This is a genomic window from Spirillospora sp. NPDC052269 (assembly GCF_040679435.1).
Taxonomy (GTDB): domain Bacteria; phylum Actinomycetota; class Actinomycetes; order Streptosporangiales; family Streptosporangiaceae; genus Spirillospora.
Genome location: NZ_JBFAUU010000013.1, coordinates 284315 through 306923, shown reverse-complemented (window position 1 = coordinate 306923; position 22609 = coordinate 284315). Strand labels below are relative to the sequence as shown.

The 22609-nt window shown below is 70.0% G+C and carries 19 protein-coding genes and 1 pseudogene; 12 read left to right on the top strand and 8 right to left on the bottom strand.

Annotated elements, in window-relative coordinates:
* Positions 1–205: 205 nt before the first annotated feature.
* The 11 genes from AB0L06_RS28025 (at position 206) to AB0L06_RS27975 (ending at position 11139) form a co-directional block, all read left to right on the top strand.
* On the top strand, positions 206–1003 hold the full coding sequence (locus tag AB0L06_RS28025; RefSeq protein WP_500234092.1) for an NAD-dependent epimerase/dehydratase family protein: 798 nt from the start codon (positions 206–208) through the stop codon (positions 1001–1003).
* Positions 1004–1175: 172 nt separating this feature from the next.
* Positions 1176–1298 carry a hypothetical protein gene (locus AB0L06_RS28020; protein WP_500234091.1) on the top strand — a complete coding sequence of 41 codons (123 nt, stop codon included), beginning with the start codon at positions 1176–1178 and terminating at the stop codon, positions 1296–1298.
* A gap of 143 nt (positions 1299–1441) precedes the next feature.
* Positions 1442–1939 carry an RNA polymerase sigma factor gene (locus AB0L06_RS28015; protein WP_500234090.1) on the top strand — a complete coding sequence of 166 codons (498 nt, stop codon included), beginning with the start codon at positions 1442–1444 and terminating at the stop codon, positions 1937–1939.
* Entirely contained in the window at positions 1936–2934 is a 999-nt protein-coding gene (locus AB0L06_RS28010; RefSeq protein WP_500234089.1) for a YbgA family protein, read from the top strand. The genes AB0L06_RS28015 and AB0L06_RS28010 overlap by 4 nt, the downstream gene beginning before the upstream one ends.
* 23 nt (positions 2935–2957) lie before the next feature.
* Positions 2958–4466: an SDR family oxidoreductase gene (locus AB0L06_RS28005; protein ID WP_500234088.1), complete on the top strand. Its 1509-nt coding sequence runs from the start codon at positions 2958–2960 to the stop codon at positions 4464–4466.
* A 978-nt stretch (positions 4467–5444) separates the two neighbouring features.
* Positions 5445–5615, top strand: a complete 171-nt coding sequence (locus AB0L06_RS28000; RefSeq protein WP_500234087.1) for a hypothetical protein — start codon at positions 5445–5447, stop codon at positions 5613–5615.
* 127 nt (positions 5616–5742) lie between these two features.
* On the top strand, positions 5743–7692 hold the full coding sequence (locus AB0L06_RS27995) for a PatA/PatG family cyanobactin maturation protease (protein WP_500234086.1): 1950 nt from the start codon (positions 5743–5745) through the stop codon (positions 7690–7692).
* A 33-nt stretch (positions 7693–7725) separates the two neighbouring features.
* The gene (locus AB0L06_RS27990) at positions 7726–7947 is read left to right on the top strand and encodes a cyanobactin biosynthesis system PatB/AcyB/McaB family protein (RefSeq protein ID WP_500234085.1); all 222 of its coding nucleotides are present in this window, start codon (positions 7726–7728) and stop codon (positions 7945–7947) included.
* A 39-nt stretch (positions 7948–7986) separates the two neighbouring features.
* Positions 7987–9948, top strand: a complete 1962-nt coding sequence (locus AB0L06_RS27985) for a PatA/PatG family cyanobactin maturation protease (RefSeq protein ID WP_500234084.1) — start codon at positions 7987–7989, stop codon at positions 9946–9948.
* Positions 9945–10832, top strand: a complete 888-nt coding sequence (locus AB0L06_RS27980; RefSeq protein WP_500234083.1) for an SAM-dependent methyltransferase — start codon at positions 9945–9947, stop codon at positions 10830–10832. Before AB0L06_RS27985 ends, AB0L06_RS27980 begins: the two co-directional genes overlap by 4 nt.
* Positions 10813–11139, top strand: a complete 327-nt coding sequence (locus AB0L06_RS27975) for a hypothetical protein (RefSeq protein ID WP_500234082.1) — start codon at positions 10813–10815, stop codon at positions 11137–11139. Before AB0L06_RS27980 ends, AB0L06_RS27975 begins: the two co-directional genes overlap by 20 nt.
* A gap of 457 nt (positions 11140–11596) precedes the next feature.
* Here AB0L06_RS27975 and AB0L06_RS27970 read toward each other — a convergent pair whose 3' ends face one another.
* The 4 genes and pseudogenes from AB0L06_RS27970 to AB0L06_RS27955 all read right to left on the bottom strand — a co-directional run bounded on the left by AB0L06_RS27970 (position 11597) and on the right by AB0L06_RS27955 (position 16080).
* Complete coding sequence (locus tag AB0L06_RS27970) at positions 11597–11734, bottom strand: hypothetical protein (RefSeq protein ID WP_500234081.1); 138 nt, start codon at positions 11732–11734, stop codon at positions 11597–11599.
* A gap of 198 nt (positions 11735–11932) precedes the next feature.
* Positions 11933–12421 (bottom strand): hypothetical protein, encoded by a 489-nt coding sequence (locus tag AB0L06_RS27965; protein ID WP_500234080.1) that lies wholly within the window; start codon positions 12419–12421, stop codon positions 11933–11935.
* A gap of 65 nt (positions 12422–12486) precedes the next feature.
* Positions 12487–13433 (bottom strand): annotated as a pseudogene (locus AB0L06_RS27960) (IS256 family transposase); the annotation flags it as partial.
* A 1261-nt stretch (positions 13434–14694) separates the two neighbouring features.
* Complete coding sequence (locus tag AB0L06_RS27955) at positions 14695–16080, bottom strand: FAD-dependent oxidoreductase (protein WP_500234079.1); 1386 nt, start codon at positions 16078–16080, stop codon at positions 14695–14697.
* A 321-nt stretch (positions 16081–16401) separates the two neighbouring features.
* Here AB0L06_RS27955 and AB0L06_RS27950 point away from each other — a divergent pair, with 321 nt between their 5' ends.
* A complete protein-coding gene (locus AB0L06_RS27950) occupies positions 16402–17124 on the top strand; it encodes an alpha/beta fold hydrolase (RefSeq protein ID WP_500234078.1) in 723 nt (240 codons plus the stop codon).
* A 75-nt stretch (positions 17125–17199) separates the two neighbouring features.
* On the opposite strand, the gene AB0L06_RS27945 is transcribed toward AB0L06_RS27950, so the two are convergent.
* The 4 genes from AB0L06_RS27945 to AB0L06_RS27930 all read right to left on the bottom strand — a co-directional run bounded on the left by AB0L06_RS27945 (position 17200) and on the right by AB0L06_RS27930 (position 22526).
* The gene (locus tag AB0L06_RS27945) at positions 17200–17625 is read right to left on the bottom strand and encodes a hypothetical protein (RefSeq protein ID WP_500234077.1); all 426 of its coding nucleotides are present in this window, start codon (positions 17623–17625) and stop codon (positions 17200–17202) included.
* Positions 17625–18095, bottom strand: coding sequence for a helix-turn-helix domain-containing protein (locus AB0L06_RS27940; protein ID WP_500234076.1), 471 nt, complete (start codon positions 18093–18095; stop codon positions 17625–17627). Before AB0L06_RS27940 ends, AB0L06_RS27945 begins: the two co-directional genes overlap by 1 nt.
* The gene (locus AB0L06_RS27935) at positions 18089–18457 is read right to left on the bottom strand and encodes a hypothetical protein (protein WP_500234075.1); all 369 of its coding nucleotides are present in this window, start codon (positions 18455–18457) and stop codon (positions 18089–18091) included. Before AB0L06_RS27935 ends, AB0L06_RS27940 begins: the two co-directional genes overlap by 7 nt.
* Positions 18458–18833: 376 nt before the next feature.
* Positions 18834–22526, bottom strand: a complete 3693-nt coding sequence (locus tag AB0L06_RS27930) for an nSTAND1 domain-containing NTPase (RefSeq protein WP_500234074.1) — start codon at positions 22524–22526, stop codon at positions 18834–18836.
* Between the last annotated feature and the right edge of the window lie 83 nt (positions 22527–22609).

The following is a 22609-nucleotide window of genomic DNA, read 5'->3' as shown; positions in this document are numbered from 1 at the left end:
CAGGAGTTTCTCCAGACCGCGTGAATGCGGGCTACGGCGCACGATTCTCACGGAAGCTCCTTCCACGCTTGCGCGGTGAGCAGGTCGCATAGTTCCTCGTCGGAACCGCGGGGGTCAGCGCTGCTCCGGTGCCGGGCTTCTTCGGGGCGCATGGGTGGGTGCGGGGCGTGGGGGTTTGTCGGTGGCATGTAGCAGGGTGGGCATCATGGAGACGACTCTTGGGACCGTGGTGATCACTGGCGCGGCTGGGCGCATCGGGTCGGTGCTGCGTGCTGGTCTGCGTGGCGAGGCGGAACGCCTGGTGTTGGTCGATCGTGTGGGGCTCGCCGCGCAGTCGTCGACCGAGGACGTGCGTCAGGTTGACCTGCGGGACGCCGAGGCGCTTGCGGCTGTGATGGAAGGCGCGGACGCGGTGGTGCATCTGGGCGGCGTCGCGGACGAGGCGCCGCTGTCGGAGTTGCTGGACGGCAACGTCATGGGGACGCTCAACGTCCTCGAAGCCGCGCGTCGACATGGTGTGGAACGGGTCGTGCTGGCCAGCAGCAACCGGCTCACTGGTTTCTATCCGGTCTCCACCACCGTCACCGCCGACATGCCACCGCGTCCGGACGGTCTCTACGGGGTGAGCAAGGTGGCGGTCGAGGCGCTCGGACGACTGTATGCCGACAAGTTCGGGCTGCCGGTGGTGTGCCTGCGCATCGGCAGCTTCGAGGACGCTCCTAGCGAGCAGCGGCATCTCGCTACCTGGCTGAGTCACCGCGACTGCCTCGGTTTCGTCCGCGCCGCTCTCACGGCTCCCGACATTGCTTTCACCAGCGTCTATGCCGTCTCGGCCAACAAGCGTCGCTTCTGGGACATCGAGGGCGCCTCCGCCTTGGGCTACACGCCCATCGACGACGCGGAGGCCTTCGCCTCGCAGCTCCCCGAGGAAACGGACACGGCCGAGCACGACGTCCAGGGCGGTGCGTACGCCAACGCCGACTTCACGCTTCGTCACCTCTGACGGACGCACTCGTCGCGCCCGCTCCTCCGGGGCGGGCGCGCATTGCAACCCCCTGCTGGCCGTGATCAACGACGAGAAATGCGGGGACGTGGGCCTGCCCTTCGGGCGGTGATGGCGGTCAAGGCGAGAAAGACGACCGCGGCAGTGGCTGTCGCCGGATGAGGCGGTCGGGGTGATCAGGGTGATCGGGGCAGGCCGTGCCCTCCCCGCGACCGCCGGCCTGGACGGCGTCCGGCTCATGACGGTGCACCCCGAGGTGATCAGCGCCCTCGGCACGCTCGCACTGCGCTCCTGAGCCAGCGACACTCCCCCACGTTTGCGCTGGTCAGAGCACACTTCCAGAGTTGTTCAGTCCTTGCCGTGGGTTTGCCGGCGGTTGGTTCCCTCCGACCATCAGGCCAGCTATGAATGAGTTTTGAAGCGATTTCGGAGGACGTGATGACCCTGACCGAACGCATCTCCCGCGGGGACGAGGCCGCGCTGGCGGAGTGCTACCGGGTCCTGGGGCCGCGCGTCCGCCGCCACGTCGCCCATCTGGTGCCGGCCGCGGACCTGGACGACATCGTGCAGGCCGCGTTCTGGGAGCTGTGGCAGGGCCGCGAACGCCTGGACACCGGCCGCGAGCTGGTGCCGTGGCTGTTGACCATCGCCCGACGGCGGGCCGTGGACCGGCTCCGGTCCGAAACCGCGCGCCGACGGCGGACCCTGCGGACGGCGGGACGTCCCGACACGTCCGATCCGTGCCCGGTCGTCGACACGGTCTGCGATGTGCGCGCGGCGCTGGCCGTCCTGCCCCCGCGGCAGCGGCAGGCGATCGCTCTCGCCCACTACGAACAGCTCACCCAGCGAGAGATCGCCGAGCGGCTGCGGATCCCGATCGGCACCGTCAAAGCGCGAACCGCCTCCGGCATGCGAAGGATGCGAGAGCTGCTATGACCTCACCGACGTACGCACCCGCAAAGGACGAGTGGACGACGGCACGGCCGCGACTGGCGGTGTCGAGCTGCCTGCTGGGCGAGCCCGTCCGCTACAACGGCTCGCACAGCAGGGACCGCTACCTCACCGGAACGCTGTCCCGGCACGTCGACTGGGTGCCGGTCTGCCCGGAGATGGAGATCGGCCTGGGCGCGCCGCGACCCGCGATGCACCTGCGCACGGACGGGCACATCGTCACTCGCGACGGCGCCCGCGACCTCACCGACGACATGAACGCCCTCGCCGAGCGCCGCCTCCCCGAGCTGGACGAGATCGACGGTTATGTCCTGAAGTCCCGCTCCCCCAGCTGCGGACTGCTGAAGTTGCCCCGCTACTCGTCCGGCCGTCCAGGCGAACGCTCCGACGGCCAGCCCGTCGACCGCGACGGCCGCGGCGTCTTCGCCTCCCGGCTGCTGGACGCCTATCCGAACCTTCCCGTCGAGGAGAGCGGCCGCCTGAACGACCCTGTGCTGCGCGAGCACTTCGTCGAGCGGGTGTTCGCCCAGGCCAGGCTTCGCTCGTTCTTCGCCGCCGGCTGGCAGCCCCGCGAGCTCGTCGCCTTCCACAGCCGCCACAAGATGCAGCTGCTCGCCCATTCCCCAGAGGGATACCGCGAGACCGGGCGGATCGTCGCCCACGCGGGTGACCGTCCGCGCGAGGACATGGAACGCGACTACCGCCGTGCGTTCACGGCCGCCTTCGCCGTCCGCGCCGGGCGAGGCCGCCACACCAACGCCCTGCAGCACGTGCTCGGCTTCATCAGCGACGACCTCAACCCGACGCGCCGCCGCGACATCCTCACCGCCATCGACGCCTACCGGAATGGGCAGGCGCCGCTGAGCGTCCCCATCGCCCTGCTCCGTCACCATGCTGAGGGCGAGCACTTCGACTACCTCGCGGGACAGACCTACCTCACCCCGTTCCCCAACGACCTCCTCTTGCGCAACAACCTGTGAAGGCCGAGCGGACGGAGACGACCGTGGACAACGGACGGCTGTGCCTGGTCACCGGGGCCAGCGGCTACATCGGCGGACGCCTGGTGCCCGAGTTGCTGGACGCCGGATACCGCGTGCGGTGCATGGCCCGTTCAGCGCGACGACTGCGCGACCATCCTTGGGCGGATCGCGTGGAGATCGTCGAGGCCGACGCGACCGACCCGGAATCGACGCGCCGCGCCCTGGACGGCGTGGACGTCGCCTACTACCTGATCCACGCGATCGGCGGCGAGGGACGCTTCAGCGAGACCGACCGCCGCGCCGCCCGCACCTTCACCGAAGCAACCCGCGACGCCGGTGTCGACCGACTGGTCTACCTGGGCGGAATGGCCCCGGAGGAGGAACTGTCGCCGCATCTGGCGTCCCGCGCCGAGGTCGGCCGGATCATGCTGGACGCCGGTGTCCCCGCCGTTTGGCTGCGCGCCGCGGTGATCATCGGGTCGGGTTCGGCGTCGTTCGAGATGCTGCGTTACCTGACCGAGCGCCTGCCGGTGATGGTCACCCCGCGCTGGGTCCACACGCGCATCCAGCCGATCGCGATCCGGGACGTCCTGCACTACCTGGTGGCGTCCGCCGACCTGCCCGCCCAGGTCAGCAGGGGCTTCGACATCGGCGGCCCGGACGTCCTCACCTACCGGGACATGATGCGCCGCTACGCCGCCGTCGCCGGACTGAAGCGACGCCTCATCATCCCGGTGCCCGTGCTGAGCCCGTGGCTGTCGAGCCTGTGGGTCGGGACGATCACGCCGGTGCCGGGCCGTCTGGCGCGTCCGCTGGTGGAGTCGCTGCGCAACGAGGTGATCTGCCGCGAGCACGACATCGCCCGCTACATCCCTCCGCCGGACATGGGGCTGACCGGGTTCGAACGCGCGGTGTCGCTGGCCCTGCGGCGCATCCAACAGGCCGACGTCGCAACGCGCTGGTCGTCGGCGAGCGTCCACGGCGCGCCGAGCGACCCGCTGCCGACCGACCCGGACTGGGCGGGCGGCAGCCTCTACACGGACGAGCGGACCCGAGCCGTGAACGCCCCGCAACAGGAACTGTGGGAGGTCATCGAAGGCATCGGCGGCGACAGCGGCTGGTACTCCTTCCCGCTCGCCTGGAGCGTCCGCGGCGTCCTGGACCGCCTGGTGGGCGGCGTCGGCCTCCGCCGCGGACGCCGCGATCCGCGCAAGCTCCGGATCGGCGAGACGGTCGACTTCTGGCGCGTCGAGGAGATCGAGCCCGGACGGCTGCTCCGCCTGCGCGCCGAAATGCGCCTCCCCGGCCTCGCGTGGCTAGAGCTGCGCATAGCCGACCACGACAGCCGCGTCCGCTACGTCCAGCGCGCCCTGTTCCACCCTCGCGGACTCCTCGGCCACCTCTACTGGTGGACGTTCAAGCCCTTCCACAACCGCGTCTTCGGCGGCATGTGCCAAGGAGTGGCCCAAGCCGCCGAACAGGCCACCAGAGAAAACCGTCCACGCGTCCCTGCACCAACACCCACTCGCTAGTTCGCGGGCCCGGCGATTCGGCGAACACCGAGGTCACCGCAGGTTCGGCCGCCCGCAGGTCCTGGTCCGAGCAGGGCACACGAGCCACAGCACTCAAGGCCGTACCGCGCGACGGCCGGCAGAGTCTCCGGTGACGCCCGCTGGTACAGCGCCTCGTCCGGCGCCGCCTGGCCAAGGGAGCAAGAACGGCCGATACGCCAACAGCGATAAGGCAACGCCTCCGCAGACGTTCGGAACCATCGCCTGCAACAAATTGCCTGGAGGTTGGCACTCGAGCGCCAGGGACTGAGCGGAGAGCTGGCATCCAGGCAAGAAATAGGTCAAGCGCTAAATCGAATCACCCACTGGGGAAGGCGCTTGAAAAACGGTGTGCGAGCCCAGCCGCAGAGCGACGAAAGAAACTCCATCGCCAATAGTTCGAGCTCATCGGACTGCTACGCGGCCTGGCCCGACACCGCCTACCGCGCCGAGGTCGTCGACCACGCCGCAACCCTGGGCATCGTCCTGGACGCCGTCCAGCGCAGCCCCACCACCAGGGTCTCATCCCGCTACCGCGGCGATGGGTCGTCGAGCGGGCCTTCGGCCGGCCACCGCTCCACCGCCACCTGGTCCGCGGCCACGAGACCCTGCCCACCCACCCCTAAGCCATGATTTACGGCGCGATGATCGCCTGATGCAGTACCCCTCGCCAGCGAGAACATCGTCACTTGACTAGATAGTTGACACCCCATATCCAGAGACGAAACTCGACCCGATTGGATACTTGCACTTCAGGTGGAGCGGCGCCATATGAAGTGGCCGACGGGATGGGAAGACCTCACCTTTTAACTGTGCGATTACCTTCTATGGCCACCCCTGGCCAACTGTTAGCGTTCCGTGTGTGAAGGAACACGCATGGTGACCATGCCGACGGCTAGGACCCCTCGCGCCGCTCGCCTGCCACGCGTGACAGGAGAGGGGCGGAAGGGAGTACGGACAATGTCGGAGAACCTGATCAACAGCCTGACGCCGCACATGGCGCCGCCGGTGACGAGGGAGCCGATCCGCAGCACCGGTGACACCGGTGAGAACGCGGACGGCGCGACTCTCTCGTACGCGGGCGAGAAGACCGGTACGGGATTCCTGTTCGCGGACGACGACGCCGAATAAGGCATCGGGCGGGGTGTCGGCCGGGATCCACATGGTCGGCACCCTGCGCCCGCCTACTCCCGGTAGGTCCCCTGGGCGATCGAGGCGAAAGAGGTAGCCGGTGTGTGACGTTGCGACGATCCCCGGGTTGAGGCGGTTGTGGGAGCTGACGCGGGGCGATGCCCAGGTCCGGGTCGCCGTGCTGGACGGGCCCGTCGACCTCTCCCATCCGGCTTTCGCCGGAACCAGTCTTCGTCCCTTGCTCGGGGTATGGGCTGAAGAGGGCTTCGACGGTCCGGTGGGACGACACGGCACGCACGTCGCCAGCGTGATCTTCGGCCGGCACGACGGCCCGGTCAAGGGGATCTGCCCGGGTTGCGATGGCCTGAGCCTGGCCCCGTTCACCGACATGCGGCGCAAGACCTCGCAGCTGGAGATCGCACGGGCCATCGAGCTGGCGGTCGAGGCGGGCGCCCAGGTGATCAACATCAGCGGTGGCCAGCTCAGCCTGTCAGGTCAAGCCGGGGATCTGCTGGACAGGGCGGTGCGGCTGTGCCGCGAACGCAACGTGCTCGTGGTGGCCGCCGCCGGCAACGACGGCTGCTTCTGCGACCACGTCCCGGCCGCCCTGCCCTCGGTTCTGGCGGTCGGGGCCCTGGGCGACTCGGGGGAACCACTTGCCATGAGCAACTGGGGTCCCGCCTGCGCCGACCACGGAATCCTCACGTTCGGGGAGAACATCCTCGGCGCCCTCCCCGGCGGGGCGACGGTGACCGCCACCGGCACCAGCATGGCGGCCCCCATCGTCACCGGGGTCGCCGCGCTGCTCCTCAGCCTCCAGATACAGGCGGGACAGCAGCCGGATCCCCTCGGCGTGGGCGCGGCTCTGCTGGCGAGTGCCGAGCCGTGCGCGCTGCCGGAACCAGACGCATGCAAGAGATATCTCGCAGGAAAACTCGACATAGGGAGAGCCATGGATGCTCTGCAGCTCAGTTCAGGCCAGGCGACGGACGCGCCGGTGGAAGCGGCGGAGACATCCGCCGACACCGTCACGCTGTCGTGCGGTACGACCGATGCCGTGGCGCCGTCGCACGCGGACGGCGCCATGACGCTCTCGTGCGGGGACACCGAGAGCCGACCGGAGGAAAGCGTGACGCAGTCGTGTGGGTGCAGCGGAGACACTCCCGCCTCCGGCGCCACCCACGCCACCACTCCCGCCTCCTCTCAGGGAGTGGGGTTGTCGGGGCTGATCGGGGGCGCGCGTCACATCTACGCGCTCGGGACGTTGGGATACGACTTCGGGACCGAGGCGCGCCGGGACTCCTTCAAACAGCTCATGTCACCGACCGCCGAGGACGGAACGGTGATCCCGGCCAACCCGTACGACGGACGACAGATGGCCGCTCACCTGTCGGCCAACCCGTCCGAGGCCAGATCCCTGATCTGGACACTCAACCTCGAACTCACCCCGATCTACGCGATCGAGGCGACCGGACCCTACGCCTCCGAGGTCTACCAGCTCCTCAGCCGACTCCTGACCGGTGAGGTCGCCGCCGAAACCGACGAGGACTACATCGAGCGCGTCTCGATCCCCGGCCGCCTCACCGGGCGTTCCGTCCGACTGTTCTCCGGACAGATCGTCCCGGTCGCCGAAACCGACCAGATCCGCGGCCTGTTCGGATGGCGGATCAACACGCTCATCGACGCCGCCACCCAAGCCGCCGCCCGCGAAAGCGGCGACCGCTCCAACGACGAACTCAGCGAGTCTCTGCGCGAATTCCTCACCCGCGTCTACTACGACCTGCGCAACCTCGGCGCCACATCCGCCGACCGAGCACTCAACTTCGCAGCCACCAACGCCTTCCAAGCCGTCCACACCTTCGCCACCGCCATCGCAGCCGGAATGGCCCTCGACACCATCAACGTCGAAAAAAGCCCCTTCTGCCGCATGGACAGCGACTGCTGGGACGTCAAACTCCGCTTCTTCGACCCCGAAAACAGCCGCCGCGCCCGCAAAGTCTTCCGCTTCACCATCGACGTCAGCGACGTCCTCCCCGTCACCCTCGGCGTCGTCCGCACCTGGTCCGAGGCTGGATAGCGGCAATACCCGGGACAAAGGAAGGGATGAACAATGTCGTCGCTGCTGCCCATCCAGGCACCGCCGGTCAAGAGACCGGAGTTGGTCGAGCCCCGTCGGACCGTCGATGTCCTCCACGGCACTCCGAAACACCTCATCAACATCCGGATGATGCTCACGCACGGCGCGAACTTCAATGACCCCGCGCCGTTCGCCCCGGCCTACATGCACATGAGGATGTCCGCATGGTGTTCCGGAGGCCGAGGGACGTGGTGACCACGGCAGGCCAGGCGCCATGCGGCGAGGGGTGCCCGCATGCCTGACCTCGCCTCCATTCCCGGTGTCAGGGAGCTGTGGGAGCTGACCCTGGGCGATCCCGCGATCGGCGTCGCGTTGATCGACGGCCCTGCCGACCTGTCCCTGCCTTGTTTCGCGGGAGCGGACGTCGTCGTGGTCGAGCCCGGGTGGCTGCCGAGTCCGACCGGCGCCGACCGACGGGCCCGGACGTCAGACGAAGAAGCCGGGCGCCACACGCACGGCACGTTCGTGGCGAGCATGCTCTTCGGCCAGCACACCGGTCCGGTCACCGGGTTGGCGCCTCGGTGCACCGGCATCATCGTCCCGGCCCTGCTGGGCGGCCCCGGCGACCTGGACCAGATCAGCCTCGCGCGGGCCATCGATGCCTCGGTCGACGCAGGTGCCAAGGTCATCGTCGTCGAGCAGTGCACCGGTACCTGCTCGGGAGAGGTCGACCGCCTGCTGAAGCGGGCGGTCACCGCGGCCAGCGAAGCGGGCGCGCTCGTGGTGGCGGGCAGTGGCAACGACAATGGCAACGGCCACGACTGCAACTGCTTCCCGGCCATGGCCCCGGAGGTGCTGGCCGTCGGAGCCTTCGACGACGATGGCGAGATATTCAAGTTCAGCAACTGGGGGCCGGCCTACGACGGCCACGGTCTCGTGGCTCCGGGCGGCAACGTCAGCGCCGCCGCTCCCGGCGGAGAGATCGTCACGCGCAAAGGCACGAGCTGTTCCGGCCCGGTGGCGGCCGGCGTCGCGGCGCTGCTGCTCAGTCTGCAGGTGCAGCGCGGCGTCCCGCCCGACACCGCGGCGGTGCGAGATGCGCTGCTGCAGACCAGCCGTCCATGCACGCCACAGGAATCGCATGGCGATCCGCGGCGCTGTCTCGGCGGCAAGCTGGACGTCGTGGCGGCGACCCAGCTGATCCTCGATCGGATCACACAAAGCTCCGCCGCCGTATCGCCCGGGGCCTGCCTTGCCGCTGGGGAAACGTCCGGCGCGGCGGTTGCACCGGGCGCGGTTCTCTCTTCTCAACCGTCTCCGGAACCGCCTCTGGCCGCCGCCTCTGATGGGGTGGGGTTGTCCGCGTCGGTTGGGGGCGCGCGTCACATTTATGCGCTCGGGACGTTGGGTTACGACTTCGGGACCGAGGCGCGTCGGGACTCCTTCAAGCAACTCATGTCACCGACCGCCGAGGACGGAACGGTCATCCCGGCCAACCCGTATGACGGGCGACAGATGGCCGCCCACCTGGCCGCCAACCCGTCCGAGGCCAGGTCACTGATCTGGACGCTGAATCTCGAGCTCACCCCGATCTACGCGATCGAGGCGACCGGACCCTACGCCTCCGAGGTCTACCAGCTCCTCACCCGCCTCCTGACCGGTGAGGTCGCCGCCGAAAGCGACGAAGACTACATCGAGCGCGTCTCGATCCCGGGCCGCCTGACCGGGCGTTCCGTCCGGCTGTTCTCCGGACAGATCGTCCCGGTCGCCGAAGCCGAACAGATCCGCGGCCTGTTCGGATGGCGCATCAACACCCTCATCGACGCCGCCACCCAAGCCGCCGCCCGCGAAAGCACCGACCGCACCAACGACGAACTCAGCGAGTCACTGCGCGAGTTCCTCACTCGTGTGTATTACGACCTGCGCAACCTCGGCGCCACATCCGCCGACCGAGCACTCAACTTCGCAGCCACCAACGCCTTCCAAGCCGTCCACACCTTCGCCAGCGCCATCGCCGCCGGAATGGCCCTCGACACCATCGACGTCGAAAAGAGCCCCTTCTGCCGCATGGACAGCGACTGCTGGGACGTCAAACTCCGCTTCTTCGACCCCGAAAACAGCCGCCGCGCCCGCAAAGTCTTCCGCTTCACCATCGACGTCAGCGACATCCTCCCCGTCACCCTCGGCGTCGTCCGCACCTGGTCCGAAGCACCGCCGCGACAGACAAGAACACGACGGCAACGGAGGAATCAGTGACCGAGACACGGGCAACCGATCCAGAGGCCTCCCGGCCCGCCGCTGGGGAGATCGACGTGCCCTGGAACCTGGTCGTGCCAGAGGTCGATCTGCATCTGGTGGGATACGGCAACCGCTTCCCCAACGACTTCACACTCGAGATGCTCGCCGTGCTGCGGCACTGCAAACGAATCTTCGGTGCGCCTCCCCTTCACGCACCGGACTTCGGGATGCCTCCGATGGAGGGCCTCATGCATCTCTACAGCCCCGGTAGGCCGCGGAAGCAAACCTATGCCGAGATGGTCGACATCGTGCTCGCCGCCGCGGCGGCGGACCCGCCGGTGGCGTTCGCGACCTACGGCAGCGTCATGGTCGGCACCACCGCCGGGCACCGCCTCCTCGAGGAAGCCCGACGCCGCGCTCTGACCGTGCACGTGAGCAACGCCGCGTCGTCCTTCGACGGCATCTGGGCCGACTTCAATATCGAGCCGTTCTGCGGATTCGAGGTCTGGGAGGCGAGTACGTTCATGCGGCTCGCGATCGAACCCAATACGCGAGCGAACCTGCTCCTCCCGCAAGCCCCGATCTTCGACGTGGCCGAAGGGCTCGACCCGGGCACGATGTCGATCCGCACCAGCACGGGAGTCGCGGTGCTGCGCGACTACCTCCTGCGTTTCTACCCGCCTTCCCACATCGTGCACTATGCCAAGACCGGCTCTGGAGCAGACTCTCACCACATGCGCGCCGAAATCGAATCGTTCCCCCTGAGCGACCTCGACAACCCCGGCGTTCAGCAGATCAGCACTCTGTTCGTTCCACGGCTCGCATGGGCCGGGCAAGGGAAGCTCGACTTCGACAGTCCCGCACTACAAGGAGCGCAGTCGCATGGCCAACACCACCGGTAGGGCGGCCTCCAAGGGAGGCAAGGTCGGCAAGGAAGGGAAGGCCGGAAGCACACGGACGAAAAGCAAGGGCGCGAGGAGGCATCTCAACAAAGCGGTACCGGCCAACGCCTTCGTCGCCGCGCAAGACGCCATCGAAATCGCCAAGGAGGTTGAGCCTGGCGAGGCTCCCGTGCCCGTGCAGCCCGCGCTTGTGACACACTCACCCGGCGCCGGGCTCGCCTACTACGGGATGTGGGTGGAAATGTTCAAGCATGCCTTGCCGGCAAGGTCGAATGGACCTTACACCCGCGGCCGGATCTGGGCCTGAACCGGCCAAGAGCAACGTCTCAACCGTGGTCGATCGCAGCGACCAGCGGGCAAGTTCCGATTCGCCCAGGGAGACTGAAAGGACAGCGCGGATCCGATTCGGCTCGCGTCCTCGAACTCTGGGATGTCATGGCGGACGTGGCCGGGATGGTGCCCGCAGTGGTGGTCTGGCGGCGGTGGGCGAGCGCTGCTGTACCGGTGGCATGCAGGTGAAGGTGCGCCTCGGACCTGTCGCCGAGCCATTCCAGTGGCCGTTTGGCCTCGCCCATCGGCCGACGACGCATTACTCGGCGCACCCACGGCAGCCGACCTGTGGCCGGCCACTCTGGATGCTCCGCCTCGAGAGCGGGCTCCGGCTCGCCGCCGGGCGCGTGTGCCTGCTGTGACCACCGTGTTCCAGACGCTCAAGACCAGGCGGGGGCACGCGGTCTTGGCCTCTGTCTCGTCGGTGTGAGGGCTCAGGACAAGCTCAACCGTTTGTCCTCAGGAGGTCGTTGACGTCGGCCGAGCGTCGCGGGGCGGCGGCGCAGGTAGTAGGCGACGGCGAGGACGATGACGGCCGGGCCCCACACGCGGAGAAGTCGTTTGATCGCCATGGCCAACGCTCTTTCGGCCGGAACGATCTGCGGATTCCCCCGGACAGGGGAGTTTGGCCCCCTCCAGTGTGAACCACCTCGGCGGGCCGAACGTGCTGACAAAGCGCTGGCGAAGGAGCCGACAGAACCGTCCTGGCACCGCCCATCTCAGCTCACCACCCGCCCCTACCGAGAAATTGTCAAGACCTGTGGATCAAGTCACCTGGGCTGTTGGTCTCGCTGGTGCAGTCGGCGGCTGGCGGCAGCGCGGACGCGCCGTGTTCTTCCTTCGTTGGCGAGCAGGGTGAGGGCGGCGGATGAGGTCACGGTTTCGGCAGCTTTGCGCTGGAACCAGTCGGATGCGGTGGCGACCTCTTCTGCGGCCCAGGGTTTGCCTATGGTGATCGATCTCAGCAGGGTCCATTCATGCAGGCGGTGGGCAAGGAAATCCAGCTCACTGATCTGGTTGGCCATGGTGTGCGCCCAGTCCTCGAATCGCTGGTCGGGGAGCGGAAGAAGGTGTGCTGCCCGGTTGTCCAAGTGGCGGACCACCGCGGATTGCGCCATCGTCGTGTCCGGGTCGCGTAGGACGGTGGCCACCAGCTCGGCTTCGTCCGCCTCGCGCACGAAGGCTAGGTCTTGCAGGTAGTGAGCGAATCGCTGGTGCTCATCAGGGGAGGTCTGCTCATCTGCGTTATTGCTGGTCATGCGGCGGCTCCTTCGCGCCGCTCAACCAGGTGGCCACGTTCGAAGAGCGCCGGCCGTTCCTCTTCGTCGTCGGTGAGCTGCTCGACGACCATGGGGTACTTCGCGCGGTACTGCTTGGCGAACGCCTTGATGGCGGCGTGGGCGTGCTCTTTGTCTTCGGCGTTGTAGATCTCCTGGATGGCTCGCTTGGCCGCCGGCTGGGCCGACTTCGGTAGCGCGTCGAGGATGTTGGCGGCCTTGTGCACCCAGCAGCGCCGTTCGCGGGCTTCAAGGAAAACCTCGCGCAGCGCGCCGTCACCTACCGCCAGAACGGGGGCGCGCATGCCGCAGCGGGCGCAATCGCGCAACAAACCGGCCCATGCCTCACTGGATTCGCGGTAGCCCTCCTCCATCGCGATGAACTCCTCCGTGCCATCGACACGTACGCCGACCAGGACGAGCACGCACGCCTTGGCCTGGTCCAGGCGGACCCGCGGGTGCACACCGTCGGCCCACATGTGGACGTAGTCGGTGGCGGACATGTCGCGGTCCTGAAGGCCTGATGGCCAGCCTGCCACTGCGCGGTCAGCCGCGTGACCGTGGCAGGCGACAGCCCAGCCGAGGTGCCCAGGAACTGCTCCAGGGCCGGCACGAAATCGCGGGAGGACAAGCCATGCAGATACAGCCCCGGCAGCGCTTCACCGATCTCCGGGGACTTACGGCACCACGCCGGCAGGATCGCTGAGGAGAGCCGCTTACGCTCCCAGGTGTCGGGATCGGTGCGCTTGTCGTTGACCCGCGGTGCCTTCACCTCGACCACCCCAGCGGCGGTGGTGACCTTCCTCGGCTGGTGGTGGCCGCTACGGACCACCAACCGGCGGCCAGCCGTATCCCGCTCGTCCACGAACTCGGCGATATGAGCGTCGACCTCCGCCTCCAACGCCGCCGCGAGCATCCGCCGGGCTCCTTCCCGGACGCTCTCATCGATCAAAGGACCGTCTCGTGTCGACCCGTCGTTGACTGCCGTGAGCACAGGGCGTGCCTTCCCGACCGACGCTGCAACGCCGGCCTACTCGATGACCTTCAATCGATCACTCGGGAAGGTACGCCCTCCCGAGCCCGATCCACAGGTCATGGGCATTGCTCCTTGCCCCCTGCCTCGCGTGTAGGTGAGGAGAGTCCGGAAGGTGTCAGCGCGGCGCGCAGCAGTCCGCATGTCCAGCAGCAAGCCGAGCGACGAGGCCGGTCATTGCTGCCCGCCGCCCGTAGCGGTCCGGCTTGGGTGTAGCTCTTCTCCAGGGGTCCGATGAGCCGGGGTTTCGCACTCCAGATGTTTGATCGTGGGATTGGCTTCCACCGTGAGTCCTGGCGGGCGAGGCGCCCGGGCTGCCCGGCCGGAAGTGGAGAGCGGCAAGCCTCCTGCCGAAGGCCGTGGTCATGGCCAGAGGGGTGAACTCGTCGAACGCGGTGCCCAACGCCAGTGGTGACCCCTGCCAGGTCAGCGTGAGGTCGACGGCTCCCTCGGTGAGGTGGGGCGGAGGTTGCGCGGGGTCGTCTGAGGGCAGGGCGACTGGGAGTTCCGCACCGGGTGCCGGGTCGGGGGCGATCGCGTCGAACAGTTCACGTTGCAGCGCCAGGGGTCGCCAACCGTCGAAGACGGCCAGGCCGAACCCAGATGAAAGAGAGACGGCCGCTCGGTGCAGGCGCCGGATCACCTCACCCCTGAACCACTGCTGCTCGACCGCGTGCCGCCACCTCGCTTTGGCGTATCTGCGCAGGACGGCGATGCCGGCATCGTCGATCCAGGCCAACGGCTCGTCCCGATCGACCGCCGGCGCCGCACGCCGCAGGAGAACCGACTCGGGCGTCAGCGCGGGGATGGGCGTGTCCGCGAGAGGGAGCCCCGGGGGGAGCGGCAGTCTGTGGCTGCTGGGCTCAGCTGACCGCGTATGCGGATCTCGCGACACCTGGCCGGGCGACGGCGTCATGGGATCGGCTTCATCAACGCTGTTCAGGACCCCGCCGTTGCGTTCGATGACCGTGTGGGAGGTGGCGTCCTCCCGCGGCGGCCGGGAGGATCCGCGTATCCGAGGTGATTGGCGCCGAAGACGCTTGGTGTCCGATCGGGCCGGATCGAGATCCGGCCCCGATGAGCTCTCCGATGTCGTCCAGCCCAGGAGCAGGTCCGGGCAGCTGGTCCACTCGCTGTCTGCAAGTACGAAGTTGTCTTGGCCATGACGCCTCGGGCTGGCCAAGCGGCGGCCCGTGGATCACTGCCCGGTTCGGCGGACGGCCTACTGCGATGTGGTGGGGACGGCGGTGGCGGCGCGTTCCAGCAGGGCGGGGTCGGCCATTGAAGCCGGGTGTTTCAGCATGTACGAGATGTCGTTGAGGGCGCGGGCGACGACCGCGTCATGGAGGGTGGCCTCTAGCAGCTGACGCAGGGTCTCGCGCTGCCGTCGGACCTCCTCGGGCGGCTCGATTCCGGCGGCGGTGTCGAGGCGCTCGGCGTCTCCGCCCGTCGAGACCCGCCAGGCCGCGTCCACGGCGATCTGTTGCAGGCTGAAGAAGTCGGCGGCCGGGACTGTCAGGTCGGGTGCGCTCGTCAGGTATGCCGACAGGCAGGAGGCTTGCAGCGCTGCGCAGCTCATGCCCTGGCCGTAGGCCGGGTTGAAGGAGGCCACAGAGTCGCCGAGGCCGACCAGGCGTGCCGGGAAGCGGTACAGGCCCGTGAAGTCGCGGCGGCGGCTCTCCTCCTGGTGGTAGATCGCGATGTCACGGGTCGGCGCGCCCCTGACGGCCTGTGCGAAGGCTTCCGGGAGTTCGGTGCAGGCCGCGCGGAACTCCGCCAGGGTCCGTCCGGGCTTCTCTTGGCCGTAGCCCATCACCAGGATCAGCCACTGGTCGTCTTCGATCGCGTTGAGCGAGGCGACCGAGACGCCGGTCGTGCCCAGGCCGCGTCGGTAGGTGGCGATCGCGGCGGCGACGTTCAGGTCGGCGGCCGGGGTGGGCCGTTCGAACAGTCCGGTCGCGTAGTTGATGGGGGTGCGCAGGCGTTCGAGTCGCGGCTTGTCGAAGCCCGCGTCGCCGAGCCATTCCGACAGACGGCTCGAGCGGCCCATGGCGTCCACGACGAAATCCGCCTCCAGGACGCCGTCGCTATGGCGGACGGCCCGGACCTCGCCGTCCCCGAACTCCAGGCCTGCGGCGCGGGCGTGCAGGACGCGGACGTTCGGCAAGGCTGTGACGCGCTCGCGGAGGCGCGCCTCCAGGAACGGCCGGCTGGCCATGAGCAGGGTGTGCCGTTCGTCGCCGGTGGCCGCCTGGAGGCGCCCGTCGAAGGCGGTGATGGAGGTGTCCGTCCCGGAGAGGACGGCTCCTAGCTCGCGCGCCTGCTCGGTGAAGCCCGGCAGCCAGCGCTCGATCCAGTGCAGACCCGCGGGAAGCAAGGTATGCACCTGCTGGTCATGCGGCGTTCCGGGACGCGACCTTGCTCCGGCCGAGATGTCGTCGCGTTCGATGATGATGACCTGTCGAGCGTGGTCGGACAGGACGCGCGCCGCCAGCAGCCCCGCGATGCTGCCGCCCAGGACGCACGCGGAGTCGAACAGGTTCTGTCCTTGGACGGGAGGGGACGTCGCAACGAGTTCGTCGAAGACACTGACCACGGATTCGGACATGGGACTCCCCTTGGTGCCTCTCACAGACCGAGGTCCTCCGGTTTCCCGGCTTGGCGCAAGGTGCGCGGCAGGCCTTGCCTACCCGCCGTGCCGACGGGTTCACCTCTTGATTGTGCGGGACGCATCGGCCGTCCGGCCGCCGTCACTCAGGTGTGGCAGCACGGCCAGGTGGTCTGGGCGATGCCGCAGCAGCCGGAGCGGGCCTGCGCGGTGGTCGGGTTCGGACGTGCGCCGAATCGGCCACCACGATGGAGGCTGATCTGGTTCGGCTGCTGGTGAACGGCGCTTTTACCGACAGAGTGCCGCGGTTACCTTTCGATCATGGTTGGTCAACACACGATTGAGGTCGGGGGCGTCCGGCTGGCGTATCAGGTCGCCGGTTCCCCTGACGCTCCGCCGCTCGTCCTGCTGCACGCGTTGGGCGAGGGCGCGGCGGACTGGGACGAGGTCGTGCCCGCCTTCGCTCGCCACTGGCGGGTGTACGCGCTCGACCTGCGCGGCCACGGAAGAAGCGACTGGCCCGGCGAGTACTCACTGGAAGCCATGCGGGCCGATGTACTCGGCTTCCTGGACGCCCTGGCGCTCGGCCGGGTGGACCTCATCGGGCACTCGATGGGCGGGATCGTGGCCTACCTGCTTGCCGGAGAGCATCCGGAGCGGGTGGGGCGGCTGATCCTTGAGGACGCCCCGGCACCGCTCCCCCGGAAGCGGACCGTCCCCACCAGGCCGGACGGGGAACTGTCCTTTGACTGGGAGATGGTGTTGGCCATCAGGAGACAGGTCGACGATCCCGATCCCCTGTGGCTGGAGCTGCTCGGAAGGATCACCGCGCGGTCCCTCGTCATCGGCGGCGGCCCGCGAAGCCACATCCCCCAGGACCGGATCGACGAACTGGCACGCCGGATCCCGAACGGCCGCAGTGAGACCATCGCGGCCGGGCATCTGATCCACGACGCCGAGCCGGACGCGTTCACGCAGATGGCCCTGGGATTCCTGCTGCCCGCTGAGACGCCCGGCCGGGACGTCCGCAGCGGGACGCCGTGATGTTCCAGGCCGAACGCAGAACCGGACACGCCAGTACCGACATGGCCGAGAACTCGGCATCGGGATCGATCGTGCTCACACGGGTTCGGCGGCGGGTTTCACCACGTAGAGCTCGACCTGCTCGGATTGTTCCGTGCCGTCCGAGAAGCGGACGATCACGCGGATCGTGTGCGTGCCGTAGGTCACCGGCATGAAGATGACCTCGGCGGGGACGTCGAGCGTGGGCCGCACCTCCGGCCAAGGCACCTGTCCGGCCAGCGTCACCTGCACCTCGAAGGAGGTCATCACCTGGTCGCCGGGGTCGAGCACGGCGAAGAGAACCGACACCTCATCCTCGGCGCCCAGCGCATCCGCATCGATGTGAGCGATCACCGCCCGCTTGTCCTGGACGGGCAGGAACGGGGCGACGATGACGTTCTGGTTCAGTCCGATCAGGGTGAACGCACCGCGGGCATCGACCCCCAGCCCCTCGGCGAGCAGCAGCCCGTCCAGCCGGGGCATCAGCGCCCTCCGGCCAATGGCGGTGAGAGCGAGGGCGAACGCCACTCGGAGACCCGGGGGCCGGTGCCGGTGTCGCTCGAGGCGTTCTTGACCTGGACGACCATCGAGACACTCGACGTCGTCGCACCGGCGTTGGCGTTCGCCCAGTTGGTCGAGGCTTCACGAGCGCGTCCGTGGAGGGCGGCCTGCCTGGGTTTGCCCGCCTCGACGAGAGTCAGCGTCGCCTCGTACCCCATGGTGTGGAGGTACTCGGCGAGCGTGTCGATCCGCACGTTGCCGTCGCCTCGGAGGACCTGGTTCACCGCCGAACGCCGGATCCCCAGCCGCTTGGCGACCTCCGCCTGCGTCAGCCCAGAGGCTTTGAGTGACCGGTGCAGCAGGTTGAGCGCGCCTCGACGCAGCCGTGCGGCCGCCAGTTCCCGCCTGCCCTCGGGCGTCCGAGCAAGGCGCTCGTACAGGCCGTCTAGCATTTGCGGTCCTCCTCAAGGATCGCCAGACCCCTACGGATGTGAGCCCTCGGCGTCTTGCCCTCCGCCGTCTTCCCCTTGGCCTTCTCGAAGACGTGCGTGACCCGGGCGATCCGGCCGTGCTCGGCGTCCAGGAGCTCGTAGTACGGCAGCCGGAGATCCTTGGTCTTGAACTCCCAGAGCTCGCCGTCGAGCCGACGATGCTGAAACGGGTTCTCCAGCTCGCCGTTCGCGCCGAACTCCTCCAGCAGGACGGCCACGTCGAACGCCTGCCGCCGCCTCCTCTTCGAGCGCGCCGCGGCCAGGCCGAACAGGTACTCGGCCGCCCGCTCCACGCACTCACGATCCCGCGCGGCCTCGATCATGACACTTCGCCCCGACTCCAGTACGCTCCGTGAGCACGTGGGACACCGCTCCCGCTCCCGTACAGTCAAAACTGTACCCTCCCGTCCTGGCCCTGCCGAGGGGCGACCACGGATTCCCGAGGCTAAGAGGGCCAGAGCACGCCCGCAGGAAAGCGGGGCGAATCTCACCTCCAGTGCACAAGAACCCCCAAGAGAAGACAGGGCCACAGCGGACGAAGACTCACACGCGCCCCTCCCGATCCGCGCGGGTCAGGGAGTGTCGGTGTGAGCGACGATCGGCCCCGATGGACGAGTCGCGGGGCGTCACGGTCATTGCGGCAAGGATGATCGCGTCGGGTGTCGCCAAGGCGATCTGCACAATGTTGTGACACACCCTCTAGGGGCGCAGGTAGAGGCGGCGCTCGTCGGGGGTGAACGGGCGGGGCGCGTGCCGCCGGACCAGGGCGGGCAGGCGGTCGGCGGGGCCGCAGACCTCGCACTCCCAGGTGCGCACGCGGGACGGCCACCGCCACCGGGCCGCCCCGTCGAAGCCCACCTGCCCGGTGAACGCCGCGACCAGCCGGGTGCCGTGGAACGCCAGCGGGCCGACCGGTCCGCCGAGCCCGCCGAACGTCAGCGGCTCGGCGGGACCCCCGCCGACCCGCCACACGCGCAGGCCGCCGACCGGTTCGGTGGCCGCCAGCCAGGACCCGTCGGCGGTGAACGCCAGCGACCGGCCCTGGAGGATCTCGCCGCCGGTGCCGCGCATGACGGCGGCCGCCGCGCCGTCGGCGGCGGTGTCCCACAGCAGCACGGTCCCGTCGGCGCAGGCCCCGGCCAGCCACCTCCCGTCGCGGCTGAGGGCGAGCTCGGTCACCGTGGACCGGCCGCCGCGCAGGACGCGGGGCCGGTCCCGGCCGGACAGGTCCCAGATCCGCACCGAGCCGTCGTCGCGGGCGCTGGCCAGCCGCCGGCCGTCGGCGCTGACGGCCAGTCCGCCGTCGGCGCGGCCGCCCTCCCGGCCGCGCCGCCATCCGGTCATCTCCGTGGGAGGCCCGTGCGGGGGCACCCGCCATACGCGCACGTCGGCCGCGCCGCCGCTGCTGACCGCAAGCGTCCGGCCGTCGCCGCCGAACGCCAGTGCCGTCGTCCGCGAGCCGCTCGCCATCAGCACGTGCGGCGGGCCGCCCGCCAGGTCCCACAGCTGGACCGAGGCGCCGAAGAACCCGCCCGTGGCGGCGCGGCGGCCGTCGGGGCTCAGCACGGCGTGGTCGGCCTGGCCCGGGGGGACGCGGTGGTCGGCCAGCGGCCGCCCGCCCCGACCGGCGTCCCAGACCGCGAACCGATCGCCCTTGACGGAGGTGGCCAGCACCCGCCCGCCGTCGGCGCTGAGGGAGCGGTCGGCCATATCGTCGTGGCCCTCCAGCCGGGCCGACCGTTCGCCGGTGCCCGCCGTGACGTCCCAGACGTGCAGCGCGCCCTGCCCCGTGACGCCCGCCAGGCTGCGGCCGTCGGGGGCGAACGCGACCGCTTGCAGGACCCCCGAGGGGATGCGGAGCGTCAGCGGGTCCAGCGTGCTGCCGGTGTCCCAGACGCGGACCGCGTGGTCGTCGGCGAAGGTCGCGACGCGGCCGCCGTCGGCGCTGAACACCGCGCCCCGGAACGTCTCGGCGCCCATCCGCCAGGTGGCCTCGGCCCGCCAGTCGCCGCGTCCGGCCTCCCGGTCCGTCCGCCACAGGCGCGCCTGCCGGCCCTGGGTGGAGACCATCCACACGCCGTCCGGGCTGAACGCCAGGTCCCCCGGACGGCTGTCGAGAGCGGTCCGCAGGGTCTCGGCGCCGGTCCGCGTCAGTGTGAACATCCGCTGGGCCGTCCCGAGGCCGCCGCACACCAGCTGCTGTCCGTCGGGGCTCAACGCCACCTCGTCCACGTCACGGGCCGCGGCGAGCCGGACGAACGCGCGGTCCGACTCGTCCAGGTCCCATACGCGCACCTCCTTGCCGCGCGCCGCCGCCACCCGGCCACCGGCGAACGCGACCGTGGTCTGGACCGGCGACCCGTCCTCGCCCCACAGCGTCCGGATCCGCCCGCGGCCGCCGGAGGCGTCCCACAGCTCGACGGACCCCTTGCCACCGGCCACCGCCAGCGTCCGGCCGTCCGCGCCGAACGCCGCGTCGCTCACCACTGCGGGGATCTCCAGCCCGGGCCCGTCCGGGGCCAGCCGGGCGTCCTCCCACCGCCACATCCGCAGGGACGTCCCCGCGCCGCGACGCCTCGGACCCCACACCGCGATCCGCGTCCGGTCGGGGGTGGCCGCCATCCCGGTCACGATGGTCAGGCCCGTGGCGGGAGCGGGCCGGTGCCGGGCGTCGGCCAGGGCCTGCCGCAGCACCGTGTCGGCCTCGACGGTCGGCGCCACCCGGTGCGACTCGGCCGCCAGCGACAACGCCAGGGCGGGGTCCAGGGTGAACTGGCGGCGGGCCTCGGCGGCGAGCTGGCGGGACCGGGCGCGGTCGCGGGCGTCGGCGTTGCGGTCGGCCTGGACCAGCGCGACGACCGCCAGCACGGCGACCACGGTGGCGACCAGGCTCAGCCCGCCGAAGCGGCGGCGCGCGCGGCGGCGCTCGGCCGCGTGCTCGGCGTCGCGGCGGTCCCGGCCGGCGGCCAGGAACGCGCGTTCGCGCTCGTTGAGCGGTCCGGGGTCGGCCTCGTCCCACTCGGCCAGCCGCCCGCCGCGCAGCAGGAACTCGGCGTCCCGGTCGTGGTCGTGCCAGTCGTCGGTGGCGGTGGTGAGCCGCCGGTGCCGCAGCAGCGCGGCGCGGTCGTCGGCCAGCCACTCCCGCAGCCGGGGCCAGGCGTCGATCAGCGCCTCGTGGGCGGGCTCGGCGGTGCCGCGGTCGACCACCACCAGCCGGGCGGCGGCCAGCCGGTCCAGCAACGCGTCGATCTCACCGGGGTCGGCCAGGCCCGCCAGCTCGTCGCGGTCCACCCGGCGGCGGGTGTCCTCGGTGCCCTCGCCGAGCGCGGTCAGCCGCAGGAACACCGCGCGCAGCAGGTCCCGCTGGGTGGGGTCCAGGTCCTCGTACAGCTCCTCGGCGGTGCGCGCCACGGCCTCCCGGACCCCGCCCGCCGTCCGGTAGTCGGCCAGCCGCAGCACCTGGCCGGGCTGCCGCCGCCAGGACTCCCGCAGCGCGTGCGCCACCAGCGGCAGCGTGCCCGGCTCGCCCGCCGCCTCGGCCAGCACCGCCTCCACCAGCGCGGGCTCGACCTCCAGCCCCACGCGGGCGGCGGGCTCCACGATGACGGCGCGCAGCTCCCGCTCCGTCAGCGGCCCGATCGGGAGCTGGGCGCCCGCCCGCAACGCCGCCACCAGGCCCGCGTGCCGGGAGCAGTGCCCGTAGAAGTCGCCGCGCACCCCGAGCACCACGCCGGGCCCGCCGCCGTCGGCGAGCGCGGCCACCGCGTCCAGGAACGCCGCCCGTTCACCGGCGTCGGCGCAGAGCGTGAACGCCTCCTCGAACTGGTCCACCACCAGCACGCCGTCCCCGCCCAGGCCCTCCACCGCCTCCTCCAGCGCGTCGCGGGGGTGCGCGCCCGGCGTCAGCACCGCGACGGGGACGCCCTCGGCGGTCAGCGTCGGCACCAGTCCCGCCCGCAGCAGCGACGACTTTCCGCTGCCCGAGGCCCCGAACACCGCCGTCAACGGCCCGCGCGCCACCGCCGCGCGCACCTGCTCCACCAGATCGTCCCGGCCGAAGAACAGGTCGGCGTCGGCGGCCTCCAGTGGCGCGAGCCCCGGATAGGGGCAGCGGCGGCGCGACCGTTCCAGCTCCTTGGACGCCGCCCGCCACCGGGCCTCCCACTCGGCGGCGTCGCCCCCGCAGGCGGTGGCGTAGGCCAGAGCGGCCTCCAGGGTCGGCAGGCGCAGCCCGGTGGCCGCCTCCGCCAGGGTGCTGCGGGAGAAGTGGGCCCGCGCGGCCAGCTCCCGGTAGCTGGGGCGGCCCGCGCGGTCGCGCAGCGCGCGCAGCTCCCACGCCAGCCGTTCGACGGGACCCGCGTGCGGGTCCAGGGGGCGTTCCGGTCTCCCCATGGCCTGGCTGCTCCCCGGCGACCGCTGTTGATCAAGTTGGGCGGCATCATCCTAGGGATTTCCCGCCCGGACCGGGACGAGCT